Below are 17,401 nucleotides of genomic sequence, written 5' to 3' on the forward strand. Positions count from 1 at the left end.
GGCGGCGGCGCGGACAGCCTCAGGGTGCCACGCGGGGTGTAGGGCGCCGCGCGATGCGGGATGCCCGTCGCTCGGCATCGCGCCACGCGCGGAGGGCCGGTGTGTCGGAGTGCGAGGCATCGCCGGCGGGGCCTCCGCGCCAGCCGTGGCAGAGGGCGAGGGCCAGCGCATCGGCGGCATCCGCCGGCTGGGGAAGGGCCTCCAGGCGCAGCACGCGGGCGACCATGGTCTGCACCTGGCGCTTGTCGGCGGCGCCGTACCCCGTGACGGCCGCCTTGATCTCGGTCGGCGTGTGCAGGGCCGCCGGCAGCCCGTGCTCGGCGGCGATGAGCAGCGCGATGCCACTGGCCTGGGCCGTCCCCATCACCGTGTGCATGTTCTGCTGGGCGAAGACGCGCTCGACCGCGACGACGTGCGGGCCGTGCTCATCGATGACGGCACGGATGCCGGCCGCGATGGCGGCGAGGCGCTCGGCGATCGGTGCGTCCGGAGACGAGCGGACCACTCCCACGTGCACCAGCGTGGCCGATCGGTCGCGCGCGACATCCACCACGCCCACACCGCAGCGGGTGAGGCCGGGGTCGATTCCGAGCACACGGAGGGAGGCCACGCTCCCACGCTAGGCGGGAGGTGCCGGACGGGTCCGCAGGCGCGCCCTTCGTCTCGTCGCGAAGCCGGTCGCTGAGCGAGCGAAGCGAGACGAAGCGTCGCTCAGGGACCGCCTTCGCCGGCGAGGGCCCATGCGTCTCCGCGGGCGCAGCGCCGGCTACTCGTCGTCGGCGAGCTCGGCCTGCACCTCGGGCGTCAGGTCGAAGTTGCTGTACACGTTCTGCACGTCGTCGCTGTCCTCCAGCGCGTCGATGAGCCGGAACACCTTGCGAGCCGTGTCCGCATCCACCTCGACCTTGAGCGAGGGAACGAACTCGACATCCGCCGACTCGTAGTCGATCCCGGCATCCTGCAGCGCCGAACGCACCTTCACGAGGTCGGACGCGTCCGTGATGATGCCGAATCCATCGGCGTGCGGCTCGATCTCCTCCGCCCCCGCGTCGAGCACGGCGAGCATGACATCGTCCTCCGTCGTGCCATCGGAGGACACGACGATGACGCCCTTGCGGTGGAAGTTGTAGGCGACGCTTCCCGGATCCGCCATGGTGCCGCCGTTGCGCGTCATGGTCGTGCGCACCTCCGCGGCAGCGCGGTTCTTGTTGTCGGTGAGGCACTCGATGAGCAGCGCCACGCCGTGAGGCCCGTAGCCCTCGTACATGATCGTGGAGTAGTCGACGGACTCGCCCGTCAGCCCGGCGCCCCGCTTGACCGCGCGGTTGATGTTGTCGATGGGCACCGACGTCTTCTTGGCCTTCTGGACGGCATCCTGCAGCGTGGGATTTCCCGCGAGGTCGGCGCCGCCCATCTTCGCGGCGACTTCGATGTTCTTGATGAGCTTGGCGAACGACTTGGCACGGCGGGAGTCGATGACCGCCTTCTTGTGCTTCGTCGTGGCCCACTTGGAGTGACCGGACATGCCCCCAGTTTACGGTGCGCGGGGGATGCCACACGTGCCGGGTGCGCGCCCGGTTGCGCACGAGCGGACCCGGTGCAACACTGACGCCCGTGGACGATCGAGACCGCGCGCTCGACGCGGCGCATCGGCGGGCGACGGAGTTCCTGCACTCCCTGGACGAGCGACCGGTATGGCCTCCGGTCTCGATCGAGGGCATGCTGGCGCAGCTCGACGTGCCTCTCGACGATGCGGGGATGGATGCCGAGGCCGTCGTCGAGGACCTCGCCCGCATCGCGGACCCGGGCCTGGCCGGGATTGCCGGCGGCCGCTTCTACGGATTGGTCATCGGCGGATCGCTGCCGGCCGCCCTCGCGGCGGACTGGCTCGTGTCGTCGTGGGACCAGAACTCCGGCTCGTCGGCGCTGACACCGGCGACCGTCGCGCTCGAGCGCGTCGCGGGCCGATGGATGCTCGACATGTTCGGGCTGCCCGCCTCGGCGAGCGTCGGGTTCGTGACGGGCGGCCAGGTGGCGAACTTCACCTGTCTCGCCACGGCGCGCAATGCCGTGCTGGCCCGCAGCGGGTGGGCCATGGCGGAGCGTGGGATCCGATCCGCTCCATCGGTGCGCTTCGTCGTCGGCGAGCACCGGCACGGGTCCATCGACAGGGCAGCGCGCATGCTCGGGATCGGCCGCGACGAGTTCGTGATCGTGCCGGCGGACGGCGAGGGACGGATGTCGCCCGATGGGCTTCGCGAGGCGCTCGCGCAGGGAGAGGGGCCGCTCATCGTCTGCCTTCAGGCCGGCGAAGTGCACACCGGCGCGTTCGACGCCTTCGTGAGCCTCGTCCCCATCGCGCGCGATCGGGGCGCCTGGATCCACATCGACGGGGCGTTCGGCCTCTGGGCCGCCGCCTCACCGTCGCTCCGACACCTCACGGAGGGGATCTCGGGCGCCGACTCGTGGGCGACCGACGCCCACAAGACGCTCAATGTGCCGTACGACTGCGGCATGGCGATCGTGCGTGATCCCGCGGACTCCATCGCCATGTTCCGCACGGGTGGGGACTATCTGGTCTATACGCGACTCGACCCGTGGGATGTCACGCCGGAGCTGTCCAGACGAGCGCGCGGCGTTCCGGCGTGGGCCGCTCTGCGCAGTCTCGGACGGAGCGGCGTCGCCGCCCTTGTGGACAGGTTGCGCGTCAATGCGCGAGCGATGGCGGACGGGCTGGCCGACATCGCGGGCGTCGAGGTCGTCAACGATGTGGTCTACACGCAGGTTCTGTTCCGGCTGAGCGACGACGAGGCGACGCGGAGCCTGGGCTCGGCCATCCTGAGCGACGGAACGGCCGTCGTCACGGGCGCGGAGTGGCATGGCCGCGCGGCGCTGAGGTGCTCCATGTCCTCGTGGGCCACCACACCAGAGGACATCGAGCGCACTCTTGCGGCGATCCGCAGGCTGGTCGTCGACTCCTAGGCGCCGGCTCTGAGGTCGTTCATGATCCGCTCGTACTGACGCCGGCCCACCAGCGCGTAGAGGATCTTGATGGGCAGCGGCACCTCTTTCGCGAAGCTCTCCCGCTCCTGGGGGCTCATCAGCTCCAGGATCAGTCCGTAGAAGAGGAAGATCTGCGAGCGCGCGTAGGACTTCTGCGCGACGTCGCCGAACTCCTCCCACTCCTTCGCGGTCATGACCTCCTCGATCACCGGCACGATGTGCTCCTCCTCGGCCGTGAGGTGGTCGCCCAGCACGCGAGAGATCTCATCGAGCGTGGACGCGAGGGGGGCGGATGTCGTCGGCCCGGGGCCCGTCTGCCATGCCTCCAGCAGGGCGGGCATCTCATCGAGCAGGAGCGCAACCTGGGCGTGGTGGCGCTTCATCAGCTCGACATGGATGGCGCATGCCGGTCGACGACCCTCCACGGTGTCCCACAGCATCGCGTCTTCGAGGCGGTGGTGGTGATGCAGCGCGTCGTCCACAAGCGACACGTTCTTCCCGATCGATGCGATCCGAGCGCGATCGCCCGGGTCCGCGTGCCGGACCGCCTCGGGTGCGAGCGCGTAGAGCCGCCGGAAGCACAGGTGCGCGAGCACCAGGTCCTGCGCGTCGCAGAGCTTGGCCGGCGGCGGATCGCCGGTCGCGGGCAGCGGAACGCTCATCGCACGGACCCCCTGGTTCTGAAAGGATCACCCATTGCCATTGCGCGCAGGTTATAGCGCGCACGCTTCGAACGGCAAGCGCCTCAGGACGCGATCTTCGCGAGCGTGCGCAGGTTCCGGTTGGTCGTCCGCGACTTGTAGGTCGCCTTCGCCAGGATCTTCGCGAACGGGGTGTCGGTCGTCGAGCCCTTCACGGGATTCCAGTACACGACGCCGGGTCCGGCGGCTGCCGGGTCCACGGCGGGGTCGAGGGATGCCGCTGCCGCCGTGAGCTCGTCGCGGGTGGCCATGTCGACGCAGAAGATCACCCACGGCTGCCGCGCGCCGTCGGACGCGTCGTACGGGAATCCCTCGACCGCGCGGACCAGTTCGGTCAGGGTGACCAGAACGATCCAGGCGTCGTAGCCGAATCGTTCGCGGAGGCCGGCTTCGATGGAGGCCTTGAGCGCATCCCGGCGGCCGGCCGCGGCATCCGTCTCGAATCGCACGTTCCCGCTCGCGAGGTACGTGCGCACGTCATGGAAACCCAGAGTGTCCTGGAACAGGGCAACGAGGTCGGCGTTGCGGATCGTGATGCCACCGACGTTGACCCCGCGAAGGAGCGCGACCCAGGTGGTCACCGGACTGCCCGCACGCTCTCGAGGAAGAGCTCGTGGAAGCGATGCTCGCCCGTGACCTCCGGATGAAACGACGTGCCGAGCAGCGCACCCTGCCGTACCGCGACCACGCGTCCGTCCTCGAGGCTGGCAAGGGTTTCGACACCCTCCGCCGACTCGAGGACGAGCGGGGCGCGGATGAACACGGCGTGGACGGCCGGGTCACCGAGCACCGGGACATCGAGATCGGTCTCGAACGAGTCGACCTGGCTGCCGAATGCATTGCGCTGGACGGTCACATCCAGTCCGCCGAACGTCTGCTGACCCTCGATGCCGTCCGTGATCCGGTCGGCCAGCAGGATGAGTCCGGCGCAGGTGCCGTACATCGGCATCCCCGCGGCGATGGCGTCGCGCACCGGCTCACGCATGCCGAACGCACGAGACAGCTTGTCGATCACGCTCGACTCGCCCCCGGGTATGACGAGGCCGTCGATGGCAGCCAGCTCCGCCGGGCGGCGGACCAGCTCGACGTCTGCACCGAGGTCGGTCAGCACCCGCGCGTGCTCCCGGACGTCGCCCTGCAGCGAGAGGACGCCGATGTGCGGGCGACGCGTGCTCACGCTCGCGAGCCGCTACCAGCCACGCTCTGCGAGGCGGTGCGGCGCGGCGAGGTCCGAAACGTTGATGCCGACCATGGCCTCGCCCAATCCGCGGGAGACATCGGCGATGACCTTGGCGTCGTCGTAGAAGGTGGTGGCCTTGACGATCGCCGCGGCGCGCTCAGCGGGGTTGCCGGACTTGAAGATGCCCGAGCCGACGAACACGCCGTCGGCGCCCAGCTGCATCATCATCGCGGCGTCGGCGGGGGTGGCGACGCCGCCAGCGACGAACAGCACGACGGGAAGCTTGCCGGTCTCGGCGATCTCGGCGACGAGCTCGTACGGCGCCTGCAGCTCCTTGGCGGCGACGTAAAGCTCGTCCTTCGTCAGGGAGCGCAGCACGTTGATCTCGGCGGAGATCTTGCGGATGTGCTTCGTCGCCTCCGAGACGTCGCCGGTGCCCGCCTCGCCCTTGGAGCGGATCATCGCCGCGCCCTCGTTGATGCGGCGAAGCGCCTCACCCAGGTTGGTCGCGCCGCAGACGAAGGGAACGGTGAACTTCCACTTGTCGATGTGGTTCACGTAGTCGGCGGGTGAGAGCACCTCGGACTCGTCGATGTAGTCGACGCCCAGCTCCTGCAGCACCTGCGCCTCGACGAAGTGCCCGATGCGGGCTTTCGCCATGACGGGGATGGAGACGGCGCTGATGATCCCGTCGATCATGTCGGGATCGCTCATGCGGGAGACTCCGCCTTGGGCGCGGATATCGGCCGGCACCCGCTCGAGCGCCATGACGGCGACGGCGCCGGCATCCTCAGCGATCTTCGCCTGCTCGACGGTGACCACATCCATGATGACCCCGCCCTTGAGCATCTCGGCGAGTCCGCGCTTCACCCGGCTGGAGCCGGTCTGTGCGCGGGATGTGGTCTGGTTGCTGCTGTCCGTCATGATGGTCGATTCTATTCCGGTCCGTGGTTCTCGCTTTACCGCCAGTGGGGAGGCGGTGGCATGATCGAGCGGTGAAGATCCTGTCCATCCAGTCCGCGGTCGCGTACGGCCATGTCGGCAATTCCGCCGCCGTCTTCCCCCTGCAGCGCATCGGCGTCGAGGTCCTTCCCGTCTACACGGTCAATTTCTCGAACCACACGGGGTACGGGGCTTGGCGGGGGCCGCTGATCTCCCCGAATGATGTGCGTGATGTGATCACCGGCATCGAGGAGCGCGGCGTCTTCCCCGAGATCGACGTCGTGCTGTCCGGGTATCAAGGCGGCGAGGGCATCGGCGATGTCATCGTCGACGCCGTCGCCCGGGTCAAGGCGGCCAATCCGTCAGCCGTGTACGCATGCGATCCGGTGATGGGCAACGCGAACTCGGGATGCTTCGTCGCCCCGGCCATCCCGGAGCTGCTGCGCGAGCGGGTCGTTCCGGTCGCCGACATCATCACGCCGAACCAGTTCGAGCTCGGCTACCTCACCGGCACCGAGCCGGACACGCTCGTGTCCACTCTCGAGTCCGCGGACGCCGCCAGGGAGATGGGACCGAGCACGGTTCTCGTGACCAGCGTGGAGCGTCCCGACCGTGAGCGAGAGACGATCGAGATGCTCGTGGTCGACGATGCGGGGGCGTGGATCGCGCAGACGCCCTTGCTGCCGATGAAGGCGAACGGGTCGGGGGACGTCACGGCCGCCCTGTTCACCGCTCACTATCGCCGGCTCGGGGATGCCGCACAGGCGTTGGCCCACACGGTCTCGAGCGTGTTCGATCTGCTGCGCACCACCCACGAGTCCGGTTCGCGCGAGTTGCAGCTCGTCGAGTCGCAGACGTTCTACGCCCACCCCCGCCTTCAGTTCCCCGTTCGCCAGGTTCGCTGAGACCCGTTCACGAACCGGACGGTGGCCAGCCTTCGGCGATGCTGGCGCGCACGTCACCCAGCAGCTGAGGCAGCGCCTTGGTCTTCGCGATGATCGGGAAGAAGTTCGCATCCGACGCCCAACGGGGCACGATGTGCTGATGCAGGTGAGCGTCTACGCCCGCGCCGGCGATCGATCCCTGGTTCATGCCGATGTTGAACCCGTCGCACCGGGACACCGCACTGAGCACGCGCATTCCGGTCTGCGTGAGGGCGCCGATCTCGGCGACCTCCTCGTCGGTCGCCTCGTCGTAGGTCGAGATGTGACGGTAGGGGCAGACGAGCAGGTGTCCCGAGTTGTACGGGAAGAGGTTCAGCAGCACGTAGGCCGTGCGCCCGCGGGCGACGAGAAGCCCCTCCTCATCCGACAGCGCGGGTGCCGCGCAGAACGGGCATGCGTCGCGCAGCACCTGCGGCCCGGCCTTGATGTAGGCCATGCGGTGCGGTGTCCACAGGCGCTGGAACTCGTCGGGAATCCCCGCGAGCGTCGCGGCGTCCTCCAGCGACCCCTCTTTATCAGTCACGATCGGTTCCCTGAGCGAGCGCGCCCTCATCGGGTCCCTGAGCGAGCGCACCCTCATCCGGTCCCTGAGCGAGCGAAGCGAGACGAAGGGTCACGCCAGGTCCTCCGCGGTGTGCACCAGCGCGTGCGAGTCGATGGCGGTGCGGATGCGCCCGACGGCCTCATCCACCGGCACGCCGTTCTGCTGTGAGCCGTCCCGGAACCGGAACGACACGGTACCCGCCGCACGGTCCTGCTCCCCCGCGATCAGCATCAGCGGCACCTTGCCCGTCGTATGGTTGCGGATCTTCTTCTGCATGCGGTCATCGGAGTGATCGACCTCGGCCCGCACGTCGTCGGCGCGCAGCCGGGCGATCACATCGTCGAGGTACTCGCCGTACTGCTCCGCGACGGGAACTCCGACGACCTGCACAGGCGACAGCCACACCGGGAAGTCGCCCGCGTAGTGCTCCAGCAGGATCGCGAAGAACCGTTCGATCGACCCCATCAGGGCGCGGTGGATCATGACCGGCCGCTTCTTGGCGCCGTCGCGATCCGTGAATTCCAGGTCGAACCGCTCGGGCAGGTTGAAGTCCAGCTGCACGGTCGACAGCTGCCAGGTGCGGCCGATGGCGTCCTTGACCTTGAGGTCGATCTTGGGTCCGTAGAACGCCGCCTCGCCGGCGACCTCGGTGAGCTTCAGCCCGCTCGCGAGCGCCACCCGGCGAAGCGCGTCTGTGGCCTCGGCCCAGTGCTCCTCGTCGCCGATCCACTTCGACTTCTCGTCGTCGCGCATCGAGAGCTCCAGCTCGAAGTCGTTCAAGCCGAAGTCGCGCAGCAGCGAGAGCACGAACTCGAGCACCTCCGCCACCTCGCCCTCGAGCTGCTCGGGGGTCACGAACAGGTGCGCATCGTCCTGGGTGAATCCACGGACGCGGGTGAGACCGTGCAGCGCACCCGACAGCTCGTTCCGGTAGACCGTCCCGTTCTCGGCGAGTCGCATCGGCAGATCGCGGTAGCTGCGCGCGCGCTCGCGGTAGATCAGGATGTGCATCGGACAGTTCATCGGCTTGAGGTAGTAGTCGACGCCCTGCTTGGTGATCTCGCCGTTCTCGTCGCGCTCCTCATCGAGGTGGATCGGCGGGAACATCCCCTCCTTGTACGTCACGAGGTGGTTGGACTCGATGAAGAGGTCCTTCTTCGTGATGTGCGGGGTGTAGACGTAGGTGTAGCCGGCACGCTTATGGCGACGCAGCGCGTGCTGCTCCATCTCCTGGCGGATGATGCCGCCGCGGGGGTGCCAGACCGACAGGCCCGAGCCGATCTCGTCGGGGAACGAGAACAGGTCGAGCTCCTTGCCGAGCCGGCGGTGGTCGCGCTTGGCGGCCTCTGCGAGGCGCTCCTGGTAGGCGCGCAGCTCATCCTTCGAGGGCCATGCGGTGCCGTAGATGCGCTGCAGCTGCGGGTTCTTCTCACTGCCGCGCCAGTACGCCGCGGCGATGCGGGTGAGATCCCAGCCGTTGCCGATCACGCGGGTGCTCGGCAAGTGCGGACCGCGGCAGAGGTCCTTCCAGACCACCTCGCCGTCGCGGTTCACGTTGTCGTAGATCGTGAGCTCGCCGGCTCCGACCTCGACGGATGCGCCCTCCGCGATCTCGGTCGCTGAGCCTGTCGAAGCGCCGCCCTTGAGCCCTATCAGCTCGAGCTTGAACGGCTCCGCGGCGAGCTCGGCACGCGCTTCCTCGTCGCTGACCACGCGGCGCACGAACCGCTGACCCTCGCGGATGATGCGCTGCATCTCCTTGTCTATCGCCTTCAGATCCTCGGGCGTGAAGGGCTCCTCGACGCCGAAGTCGTAGTAGAAGCCGTCGGTGATCGGCGGACCGATGCCGAGATTCGCCTGCGGGTTGATGCGCTGAACCGCCTGGGCCAGCACGTGGGCGGCCGAGTGGCGCAGGATGTCGAGGCCGTCGGGGCTGTCGATGGTGATCGGCTCGACGGCATCCGAACCGGGGACCGGAGTCGCGAGATCCTTCAGCTCGCCGTTCACGCGCATGGCGACGACGGATCGATCGGGAAAGAGGGCGAAGCCGTCCTGAGACGGCTGGGCGTTGTCAGACAAGGGAACTCTCCAAGAGTGGTCGGATCAAGGCTACTGCTCAGCTTCGGGCGCGCTCGCGCCCTGCCCGCTCAGGCCCGAGGCGTTCGCGTGCCGGTGACCGCGACGAGAGCCGCGAGGTTCAGCCGGTGGAGTTCCATGCCCGAAGTCTACCGGGCGGGGTCAAGGTGCTTGAGGGCTTCACGCCGGCTCAGCGGGCTGAGCGCGTGTGAGTCGGCGAACCCGCGCACCCAGTCCGGGGCGACGCGGGCGTACTCCCGCAGGGCCCAGCCGATCGCCTTGCGGATGAAGAACTCCCGGTCGGCGACGTTCGGCGCGATCACGCCCGCCAGCAGCTGCGGATCCACCCGGTCGCGACGACCGAGCTGGGAGATGATGGCGATCCGCCGTATCCACATGTCGTCGTCGACACTCCACGAGCGCGCGAGCTCCGCGGTGCTCTCCGGATGCCGATCGTGCAGATCGGCGAGCCGATGCGAGAGCTCGTCGGTGTAGTCCCACCACTGCCCGGTGCGCACCATATGCTCGATGACCGCCGTGACGGAGAGATCATCGGATGCCGGCGGCACGGCCAGCAGGGCCATCGCGGCGTAGCGCTCCTCGCGAAAGGCGGCCTCGTCCCAGAGATCCCGTGCTGCGCGTCGAAGGACCGCCGCATCCTTCTCGCCCTTGGCGGCGGCGCGGGCGATGCGGCGTGTCTGTGGCACGCCCACGCCGAGGAACGGCATGGCGGACTTCATGTAAACCTGCTGCCCCGCAGCACGCGGCGGATCGCCCGCCGCGTGCAGGCCCTCGCGGATGTCGCGCACCAGGTCGCTCATGCGCTCAGCCTAGGAGGGGCCCGTGCGCGCTCGCCGGAAACGAGAAAACCCCCGGAGAGCCGGGGGTTTCATCTGTGCGCGATACTGGGATCGAACCAGTGACCTCTTCCGTGTCAGGGAAGCGCGCTACCGCTGCGCCAATCGCGCCCGTTCGGGCTATTCAGTTGCAGTGAAGGTGACAGTGTTCTTGAGGTGGCGACGGGATTCGAACCCGTGTAAACGGCTTTGCAGGCCGGTGCCTAGCCGCTCGGCCACGCCACCGCGTGTGGTTTGACCCCACGTGCCGTGGTCTCCCAGAAAGAGGAGACCCCTGCACTCGAGCGGATGACGAGACTCGAACTCGCGACCCCAACCTTGGCAAGGTTGTGCGCTACCAACTGCGCTACATCCGCGTTTCCGGATCGCTCCGGGCACTCGTGCAACTTTAGCCGACAAAATCGCGAGCGCAAAACCATGACGCTCCGCGCGCGTCATCCGCTGCCGGTTCGTTCGCGGCCGAGGCATCCGGTAGTATCGTGAACCGGTCCTGCGGGGCCGACGGGCGATTGGCGCAGTTGGTAGCGCGCTTCCTTCACACGGAAGAGGTCATCAGTTCGAGTCTGGTATCGCCCACCGAATCAGTTCCCGACGGCCCAGCCGTAGCGGCGATGCAGCGCGTCCGCGACGCGCACGAATCGCTCGAGATCGAGCGCGGCCGCCTCGCGTCGCATGCCGTCCACGTGCACGCTGTAGACCTGCTCGATGTCGACCCAGGACGGCCGCCCCTGCGCATCCCATGTGCCCGCCCCGAGCGCGAGGAAGTCACGATCGCCGTCGTGCGACTTGCTCGTGAGGCGCACCGCGTAGACGCGATCCTCCGACTGCCGGCCGATCACCAGCACCGGGCGGTCCTTGCCACGACCGTCGTTCTCGGCGTACGGCACCCAGGTCCAGACGATTTCTCCGGCGTCGGGATCGCCATCGGGGTGCGGGGCGTAGGAGATCTGCAGCCCGTTGCGTGCGGGCGGGGCCACGGCCGCGGTCACCGTCGCTCCCGTGCGCCCGAGCTCGCCGGTGGAGGCGACGAGACCCGCGCCCGGCGCGACCGCCGGGGACCTCGTCCCGAAGAGCCGGCGGATCGAGCCGAGGATTCCGCGTCGTGCAACCATCACCGGCCCACCCTACTTGCGCGAGTCGGCGGGAACGCCGGAAGGGGCGCCGCGTTTCCGCGACGCCCCTTCCGGACGGGTGGTGCAGATACGGATCAGCGGCGGCTGTCCGCGAGCACGTAGCCTTCCTCGCCGTGGACGATGGTGTCGATGCCGGCGACCTCGTCCTCGTTCTTGACGCGGAAGCCCATCGTCTTCTGGATGACCCAGCCGATCGCGTAGGCCAGCACGAACGAGTAGGCGAGCACCGAGAAGGCCGCGATCGCCTGAACGAGCAGCTGCGTTCCGTCGCCGCCCATGAACAGGCCGGTGCCGTTGGCGAAGAAGCCGAGGTAGAGCGTTCCGATGAGACCACCGACGAGGTGGATGCCCACCACGTCGAGCGAGTCGTCGAAGCCCCACTTGAACTTCAGCTCGATGGCCAGGGCGCAGACGGCGCCGGCGATCAGGCCGAGCAGGATGGCCCAGACCGGGCTGAGCGCGGCGCACGCGGGCGTGATGGCGACGAGACCGGCGACGGCGCCCGAGGCGGCTCCGACGGAGGTCGGCTTGCCGTCCTTGATCTTCTCGACGATCAGCCAGGCCAGCAGGGCGGCGGCCGGTGCGGCGATCGTGTTGACGAAGGCCAGCGCCGCCACGTTGTCCGCTGCCAGCTCTGAGCCGGCGTTGAAGCCGAACCAGCCGAACCACAGGAGACCGGCGCCGAGCAGGACGAACGGCGGGTTGTGCGGAACAGTGATGCCCTTCTGGAAGCCGACGCGCTTGCCGAGCACCAGTGCCAGGGCGAGGGCAGCCGCACCCGCGTTGATGTGCACCGCGGTACCGCCGGCGAAGTCGATCGCACCGACGCCGAACCACGTCTGCATGCCGTAGGTGATCCAGCCGCCGTAGGAGAAGCTGCCGTCCTCAGCCAGGCCGAAGTTGAACACCCAGCTCGCGACCGGGAAGTAGACGATGGTCGCCCAGACGGCGGCGAACACCATCCACGCGCCGAACTTGGCGCGGTCGGCGATGGCGCCGGAGACGAGGGCGACCGTGAGGATCGCGAACGTCGCCTGGAACGCCACGAACGCCAGGGGCGGGTAGGCCGCGTCCTCCGGTGCCTCGAGCAGGCTCGCCAGCCCGAACTCGGCGGGGTCGATCGTCCAGGGGAACTGGATGGTGCCGGCGGCGGTCGTCGGGAATGCGATGGCGTAGCCGTAGAGCACCCAGAGGACGCCGATGAGACCGAGCGCGCCGAAGCTGAGCATCATCATGCTGATGACGCTCTTCGCCTTGACGAGACCGCCGTAGAAGAACGCCAGCCCTGGCGTCATCAGCAGGACGAGCGCGGCGGATAGGAGGATGAATGCTGTGTTGCCTTGATCCATCTCGTGTGGAACCTCTCTGCGGGGGACGCAGGTGTAGCGTCGGGTTCCCTCAGTGTCGCGACCGCGGGTTTCCCCCGCCGTGCGTGTCGTGTTTCACGAGCGTTACGTGCCACGCCCCCACGTAAACATCACGTTTCGACGGGCCGGGAGGCGGCCATGGACACGCCCCTCAGGCGTGCGTCGAGGCGTTCAGTCGTGAGATGGCCCGCAGGTACTTCTTGCGGTAGCCGCCGGCCAGCATCTCCTCGCCGAAGACGAGATCGAGGGGCAGCCCCGTGGCCCGCACGGGGATCTGGGCGTCGTAGACGCGGTCGACGAACGCGACGAAGCGCAGAGCCTCGGACTGATCGGTGAGCTCTCGCACACCGGTGACGCCGACGAGGTCCAGCTCCTCCACGAGGCGGATGTACTTGGACGGGTGCAGGCGGGCGAGATGCCCGATGAGTCCGTTGAACGGGTCATCGGACGCGACGCCGCGGGTCGCGGCATCCGCCACCGCCGCTTCGTACTCGCTCTCGCTCAGCACCACCGCGTGTCCGTCGAAGGAGCGCTGCCGGTAGTCGACGCCGTCGATGCGGATCGTCTGGAAGCTGGCGGACATCGCGTGGATCTCGCGCAGGAAGTCCTGCGCGGCGAAGCGGCCCTCGCCGAGCGCGTTGGGCGGGGTGTTGGATGTCGCCGCCAGGCGCGTGCCGGAGGCGACGAGCTCTCCCAGTAGCCGCGTCATGACCATCGTGTCGCCAGGGTCGTCCAGCTCGAACTCGTCGATGCAGAGCAGCTCCGACCCGCGGAACAGGTCGACGGTGTTCTTGTAGCCCATCGCCCCCACGAGAGCGGTGTACTCGATGAACGACCCGAAGTACTTCCGGCGGGCGGGCATGGCGTGGTAGATCGCCGCCAGCAGGTGGGTCTTGCCGACGCCGAAGCCGCCGTCGAGGTAGACGCCCGGCTTGAGCTCCGGCCCCTTCTTCGGGCGGCTGAAGAAGCCGCCGCGCTTGGCCGCCGGGGCGATGCCCGAGAACGCCATGAGCGTCTCTTTCGCGCCCTGCTGGGACGGGTATGCGGCATCCGCGCGATAGGTCTCGAACGTGGCCTCGTCGAACTGCGGAGGCGGCACGAGGCTCGCCACCATCTCGGCTCCGGTGACCTGCGGCTGGAGGTCGGAGAGATGGATGATCCCCGTGCGGGCGGATGTCGCTGTCATGCAGTGATCCTGTGTCGAACCTTTACAGAACGGGTGCGGTCGGTGTCACGGCGACTTATGGTCGAAGGGACGGGAACAACCCTACGCCGTCAACGATGAGCGATCCGCTCGCGCCCACCCGAGGAGCCCCATTGTCCGTCGAATTCGACACGTCATCCGACAAGTTTGCCGAGTACGCGGAGCCCGGCCGGCTCGTCACCGGCGACTGGTTGCAGGCACGGCTCGGTACGCCGGGCCTGGCGATCGTGGAATCGGATGAGGACGTGCTGCTCTACGAGACGGGGCATATCCCCGGAGCCGTCAAGGTCGACTGGCACACGGAGCTCAACGACCCCGTGGTGCGCGACTACGTGGACGGCGCCGGCTTCGCCGCGCTGCTCAGCAGGAAGGGGATCTCCCGCGACGACACGATCGTGATCTACGGTGACAAGAACAACTGGTGGGCTGCCTACGCCCTCTGGGTCTTCTCGCTCTTCGGGCACCAGGACGTGCGCCTGCTCGACGGCGGCCGCGACAAGTGGATCGCCGAGGGTCGTCCTCTCACCACCGACGCCCCGGCGCCCAAGCCGACGGAGTACCCGGTGGTCGAGCGCGACGACCGGGCCCTGCGTGCGTACAAGGACGAGGTGCTCGCTCACCTCGGCAAGCCGCTCATCGACGTGCGCTCCCCCGAGGAGTACTCGGGCGAGCGCACCACCGCTCCTGCCTACCCCGAAGAGGGCGCGCTGCGCGCGGGCCACATCCCCTCGGCGCGCAGCGTCCCGTGGGCGAAGGCCGTGGCCGAGGACGGCGGGTTCCGCAACCGCGCCGAGCTCGACGCGATCTACCGGGAGGGCGCCGGGCTGAAGGACGGCGACGACATCGTCGCGTACTGCCGCATCGGCGAGCGCTCCAGCCACACGTGGTTCGTGCTGCACCACCTGCTCGGCTTCGACAAGGTGCGCAATTACGACGGCTCGTGGACCGAGTGGGGCAGCGCGGTGCGCGTTCCGATCGCCACGGGCGCGGAACCCGGAGAGGTCCCGGCTCGCTCCTGACCGCCCACGCCGGCGGGTGCGTGGGAGAATTGGCGTGATGAGCGACACCGCACTCCCCCAGTCCCTGGCCGACATCCGGGACGAATTCCTCGAGCTGCCCGAACCCGACCGGCTCCAGCTGCTGCTCGAGTTCTCCCACGAGCTGCCGGCCGTGCCACCGCATTACGAGGGGCACCCCGAGCTGTGCGAGCGGGTCGTGGAGTGCCAGTCGCCGGTCTACATCATCGTCGACGTGGATGCCGACGGCCGGGTGGCGATGCACGCGACCGCACCACGCGAGGCGCCGACGACCCGCGGCTTCGCCAGCATCCTCGCGCAGGGCATCACCGGTCTCTCGGTCGACGAGGTGCTCGGCATCCCGAACGATTTCCCGCAGACGCTGGGCCTCACGCGGGCCGTCTCACCGCTTCGGCTCGGCGGTATGACCGGCATGCTGATGCGGGCGAAGCGCCAGGTGCGCGCCAAGGCCGCCGTCTGAGCGCCCTGTGATCGTCACCGAGGTCGTTCCGCACTCGCTCGCCGTCGCGGATGTGTCCCCCGGCACCGGAAGGGACTGGCTCGCCGAGATCTATGCCAGAGCGCCGGGCCCGTACGTGCGCCTGAACATGGTGACGACGCTGACGGGATCGGCCGCCGGGCCGGACGGGACCAGCGAGACGCTGACGAGCAGGGTCGACCGGGCGATCCTCGGCGTGATCCGGCGCGACGCGGACGTGGTCGTGGTCGGAGCCCAGAGCGTGCGTGCCGAGGGCTACGTGGTACCCCGTGCCGCCCGCCTCGCCGTCGTCACCAGCACCGGCGACATCACGGGACATCGCCTCGACGTGGAGGGGGACGAACCCGGCCGGGTGCTGCTCGTCTGCCCCGCGACGCGGGTGGACGAGGTCGCCGAGCGCGCCGCCTCGATCGGTGCCCGGGTGCTCGGTGTCCAAGGCTCCGGCGACCGGATCGAGCCGGCCGCGATCCTCGCCGCGCTCGCCGCGGAGGGCATGACACGCGTCGTGTGCGAGGGCGGCCCCTCGCTGTCGTCGCAGTTCATCGCGGCCGGGGTCATCGACGAGTACTGCGTCACGACGGCACCGCTGATCGAACCGGCGCAGGCGCCCTTCGTGACGGTGGATGCGGCATCCCGCCCCGACACGGAGGTCGCCGGGATGCTGGTGGATGAAGCCGGCTTCAGCTATCTCCGCCTGCGGCCACGCGCGTGAGACCGAGGTCGGTCAGCCACGACCCGATCACCGTGATCCAGCGCTCCTGGTCGTAGTTCCAGAGCTTCGTGTGCCGCGCCGTATCGAAGGTCTGAAGGGTGACGAGGTCGGGCCGCGCCACCAGCAGGTCGTGCGAGGCGTCCGACGGGACGAATCCGTCGTCATCGCTGTGCAGGATGAGGATCGGATGCCGCAGCTCGGCCGCGCGCGCCACGACGTCGAGCCTGTCGAAGGGGATGGGCTCGCCCGTTCGTGTGACGCGGGTCGCCCAATCCGCGCCGAGGGCGCCGATCGCCATGTCGGTGACCGCGTGCGGGAGCCCGAGCAGGCCGGCCTGATGGTCCAGGACGACGCGCCACTCCACCACCGGCGATTCGAGCACGATGCCGGCGATAACATCCGCGTGCGGCGAGGACAGCGCCAGCTGCAGGGCGATCGACCCGCCCATCGACCAGCCCATGAGGACGATGCGCTTCGCGCCCCTTCGCCGAGCGAAGGCGATGGCGGCATCCACATCACGCCACTCCGTCGCGCCGAGCCCGTAGGTGCCCGTTCGGCTGCGGGGCGCTTCGCCGTCGTTGCGATAGGACACGAGCAGGCTGTGGATGCCGAGATCCCGGAAGGGCGGCACGGCCCGCAGGCACTCGGCGCGCGTCGTGCCGCGTCCGTGGATCTGGATGACCCAGGTCTCGTCGTCCCCGCCGCCGTCCGGCGCCGGGGCCGCGGGGAAGAACCAGGCGGGGCACGGTCCGAGGGAGGCTCCGATCAGTTCGGAGGTGAAGGGCACGTGCAGCTGATCGGGCGAATCGAAGTACCAGCCGCTGAAGGCGGCATCGCGGGAGAGCGTCGTCTCGTTGTCGACCCGGGTCAGCAGCTTCCGTTTCACCGACGTCTCGTCTTCGGCCAGCACGGAGCCCAGCTTCAGGTACGACTCGCTGCCGCTCGTGAAGAGCCCGTAGCGACCGGGCAGCTGCGTGTCGGCGGTGCGGGACAGGGTGATCGTCTGCGCGCCGGTGTCGAGTCCGAGGATCACCGTGTCGGCCTGACGGGCGGCGGGCGTCACCACTCTGCGCGCCACGCGCACGGAGACGAACGCCATCGCGCCGACCACACCGGCGAGGGCCGCTGCGAGCACTGCCGTGGTGAGCTGTACCGCCACGACGAGGGCAGGAGCGGCGGATGCGGCGTGCCTGGGGGTCTTCATCGATGCATCACTCTAGTCT

At 68.8% G+C, this 17,401-nt stretch carries 18 protein-coding genes and 4 tRNA genes; 6 read left to right on the top strand and 16 right to left on the bottom strand.

The annotated features are described in order from the left end of the window. Positions 1-19: 19 nt before the first annotated feature. Positions 20-610, bottom strand: a complete 591-nt coding sequence (gene ruvC, locus ACPW96_RS10975) for a crossover junction endodeoxyribonuclease RuvC (protein ID WP_425883126.1) — start codon at positions 608-610, stop codon at positions 20-22. A gap of 156 nt (positions 611-766) precedes the next feature. Then, on the bottom strand, positions 767-1,525 hold the full coding sequence (locus ACPW96_RS10980; RefSeq protein WP_425818352.1) for a YebC/PmpR family DNA-binding transcriptional regulator: 759 nt from the start codon (positions 1,523-1,525) through the stop codon (positions 767-769). 89 nt (positions 1,526-1,614) lie between these two features. Between ACPW96_RS10980 and ACPW96_RS10985 the strand changes: the two genes are divergently transcribed. Then, on the top strand, positions 1,615-2,982 hold the full coding sequence (locus ACPW96_RS10985) for a pyridoxal phosphate-dependent decarboxylase family protein (protein ID WP_425883128.1): 1,368 nt from the start codon (positions 1,615-1,617) through the stop codon (positions 2,980-2,982). On the opposite strand, the gene ACPW96_RS10990 is transcribed toward ACPW96_RS10985, so the two are convergent. From ACPW96_RS10990 to pdxS, 4 genes are all read right to left on the bottom strand, one after another. Beyond that, positions 2,979-3,665 (bottom strand): hemerythrin domain-containing protein, encoded by a 687-nt coding sequence (locus ACPW96_RS10990; protein ID WP_425883130.1) that lies wholly within the window; start codon positions 3,663-3,665, stop codon positions 2,979-2,981. The genes ACPW96_RS10985 and ACPW96_RS10990 overlap by 4 nt on opposite strands. Before the next feature lie 83 nt (positions 3,666-3,748). Further along, positions 3,749-4,285 carry a DUF1697 domain-containing protein gene (locus ACPW96_RS10995; RefSeq protein ID WP_425883131.1) on the bottom strand — a complete coding sequence of 179 codons (537 nt, stop codon included), beginning with the start codon at positions 4,283-4,285 and terminating at the stop codon, positions 3,749-3,751. Further along, positions 4,282-4,881: a pyridoxal 5'-phosphate synthase glutaminase subunit PdxT gene (gene pdxT, locus ACPW96_RS11000; protein WP_425883132.1), complete on the bottom strand. Its 600-nt coding sequence runs from the start codon at positions 4,879-4,881 to the stop codon at positions 4,282-4,284. Before pdxT ends, ACPW96_RS10995 begins: the two co-directional genes overlap by 4 nt. A gap of 12 nt (positions 4,882-4,893) precedes the next feature. Next, on the bottom strand, positions 4,894-5,808 hold the full coding sequence (gene pdxS / locus ACPW96_RS11005; protein ID WP_425818362.1) for a pyridoxal 5'-phosphate synthase lyase subunit PdxS: 915 nt from the start codon (positions 5,806-5,808) through the stop codon (positions 4,894-4,896). Between the two features lie 71 nt (positions 5,809-5,879). On the opposite strand from pdxS, the gene pdxY reads away from it, so the two are divergent. Beyond that, complete coding sequence (gene pdxY / locus ACPW96_RS11010) at positions 5,880-6,731, top strand: pyridoxal kinase PdxY (protein WP_425883133.1); 852 nt, start codon at positions 5,880-5,882, stop codon at positions 6,729-6,731. 7 nt (positions 6,732-6,738) lie between these two features. On the opposite strand, the gene ACPW96_RS11015 is transcribed toward pdxY, so the two are convergent. The 6 genes from ACPW96_RS11015 to ACPW96_RS11040 form a co-directional block, all read right to left on the bottom strand. Beyond that, the gene (locus tag ACPW96_RS11015; RefSeq protein WP_425883376.1) at positions 6,739-7,245 is read right to left on the bottom strand and encodes an HIT family protein; all 507 of its coding nucleotides are present in this window, start codon (positions 7,243-7,245) and stop codon (positions 6,739-6,741) included. 138 nt (positions 7,246-7,383) lie between these two features. Continuing rightward, positions 7,384-9,393 carry a threonine--tRNA ligase gene (gene thrS / locus ACPW96_RS11020; RefSeq protein WP_425883135.1) on the bottom strand — a complete coding sequence of 670 codons (2,010 nt, stop codon included), beginning with the start codon at positions 9,391-9,393 and terminating at the stop codon, positions 7,384-7,386. Between the two features lie 146 nt (positions 9,394-9,539). Then, positions 9,540-10,211, bottom strand: coding sequence for a DNA alkylation repair protein (locus ACPW96_RS11025; protein ID WP_425883136.1), 672 nt, complete (start codon positions 10,209-10,211; stop codon positions 9,540-9,542). Positions 10,212-10,286: 75 nt separating this feature from the next. Then, positions 10,287-10,358 (bottom strand) — tRNA-Val (locus ACPW96_RS11030). 43 nt (positions 10,359-10,401) lie between these two features. Next, a tRNA-Cys gene (locus ACPW96_RS11035) sits at positions 10,402-10,472 on the bottom strand. A gap of 58 nt (positions 10,473-10,530) precedes the next feature. Next, a tRNA-Gly gene (locus tag ACPW96_RS11040) sits at positions 10,531-10,603 on the bottom strand. 147 nt (positions 10,604-10,750) lie between these two features. On the opposite strand from ACPW96_RS11040, the gene ACPW96_RS11045 reads away from it, so the two are divergent. Then, a tRNA-Val gene (locus ACPW96_RS11045) sits at positions 10,751-10,823 on the top strand. Positions 10,824-10,828: 5 nt separating this feature from the next. Here ACPW96_RS11045 and ACPW96_RS11050 read toward each other — a convergent pair. The 3 genes from ACPW96_RS11050 to zapE all read right to left on the bottom strand — a co-directional run bounded on the left by ACPW96_RS11050 (position 10,829) and on the right by zapE (position 13,933). After that, entirely contained in the window at positions 10,829-11,359 is a 531-nt protein-coding gene (locus ACPW96_RS11050) for a type II toxin-antitoxin system PemK/MazF family toxin (RefSeq protein ID WP_425883378.1), read from the bottom strand. A 95-nt stretch (positions 11,360-11,454) separates the two neighbouring features. Beyond that, the gene (locus tag ACPW96_RS11055; RefSeq protein ID WP_425883138.1) at positions 11,455-12,729 is read right to left on the bottom strand and encodes an ammonium transporter; all 1,275 of its coding nucleotides are present in this window, start codon (positions 12,727-12,729) and stop codon (positions 11,455-11,457) included. A 169-nt stretch (positions 12,730-12,898) separates the two neighbouring features. Beyond that, entirely contained in the window at positions 12,899-13,933 is a 1,035-nt protein-coding gene (gene zapE / locus ACPW96_RS11060) for a cell division protein ZapE (RefSeq protein ID WP_425883140.1), read from the bottom strand. A gap of 131 nt (positions 13,934-14,064) precedes the next feature. Between zapE and ACPW96_RS11065 the strand changes: the two genes are divergently transcribed. Genes ACPW96_RS11065 through ACPW96_RS11075 form a run of 3 tightly spaced genes read left to right on the top strand, consistent with a single transcriptional unit; the run spans position 14,065 to position 16,178 of the window. Continuing rightward, a complete protein-coding gene (locus tag ACPW96_RS11065; RefSeq protein WP_425883142.1) occupies positions 14,065-14,970 on the top strand; it encodes a sulfurtransferase in 906 nt (301 codons plus the stop codon). A 37-nt stretch (positions 14,971-15,007) separates the two neighbouring features. Further along, entirely contained in the window at positions 15,008-15,448 is a 441-nt protein-coding gene (locus tag ACPW96_RS11070) for a SufE family protein (protein ID WP_425883143.1), read from the top strand. Positions 15,449-15,455: 7 nt separating this feature from the next. Next, positions 15,456-16,178, top strand: coding sequence for a dihydrofolate reductase family protein (locus tag ACPW96_RS11075; RefSeq protein ID WP_425883145.1), 723 nt, complete (start codon positions 15,456-15,458; stop codon positions 16,176-16,178). Here the strand turns inward: ACPW96_RS11075 and ACPW96_RS11080 are convergent. After that, positions 16,147-17,382 (bottom strand): alpha/beta hydrolase family protein, encoded by a 1,236-nt coding sequence (locus ACPW96_RS11080; RefSeq protein ID WP_425883146.1) that lies wholly within the window; start codon positions 17,380-17,382, stop codon positions 16,147-16,149. The two genes, ACPW96_RS11075 and ACPW96_RS11080, sit on opposite strands and share 32 nt — an antisense overlap. Positions 17,383-17,401: the final 19 nt, after the last annotated feature.

This window comes from Micromonospora sp. DT81.3, assembly GCF_049847225.1.
Lineage (GTDB): Bacteria > Actinomycetota > Actinomycetes > Actinomycetales > Microbacteriaceae > Microbacterium.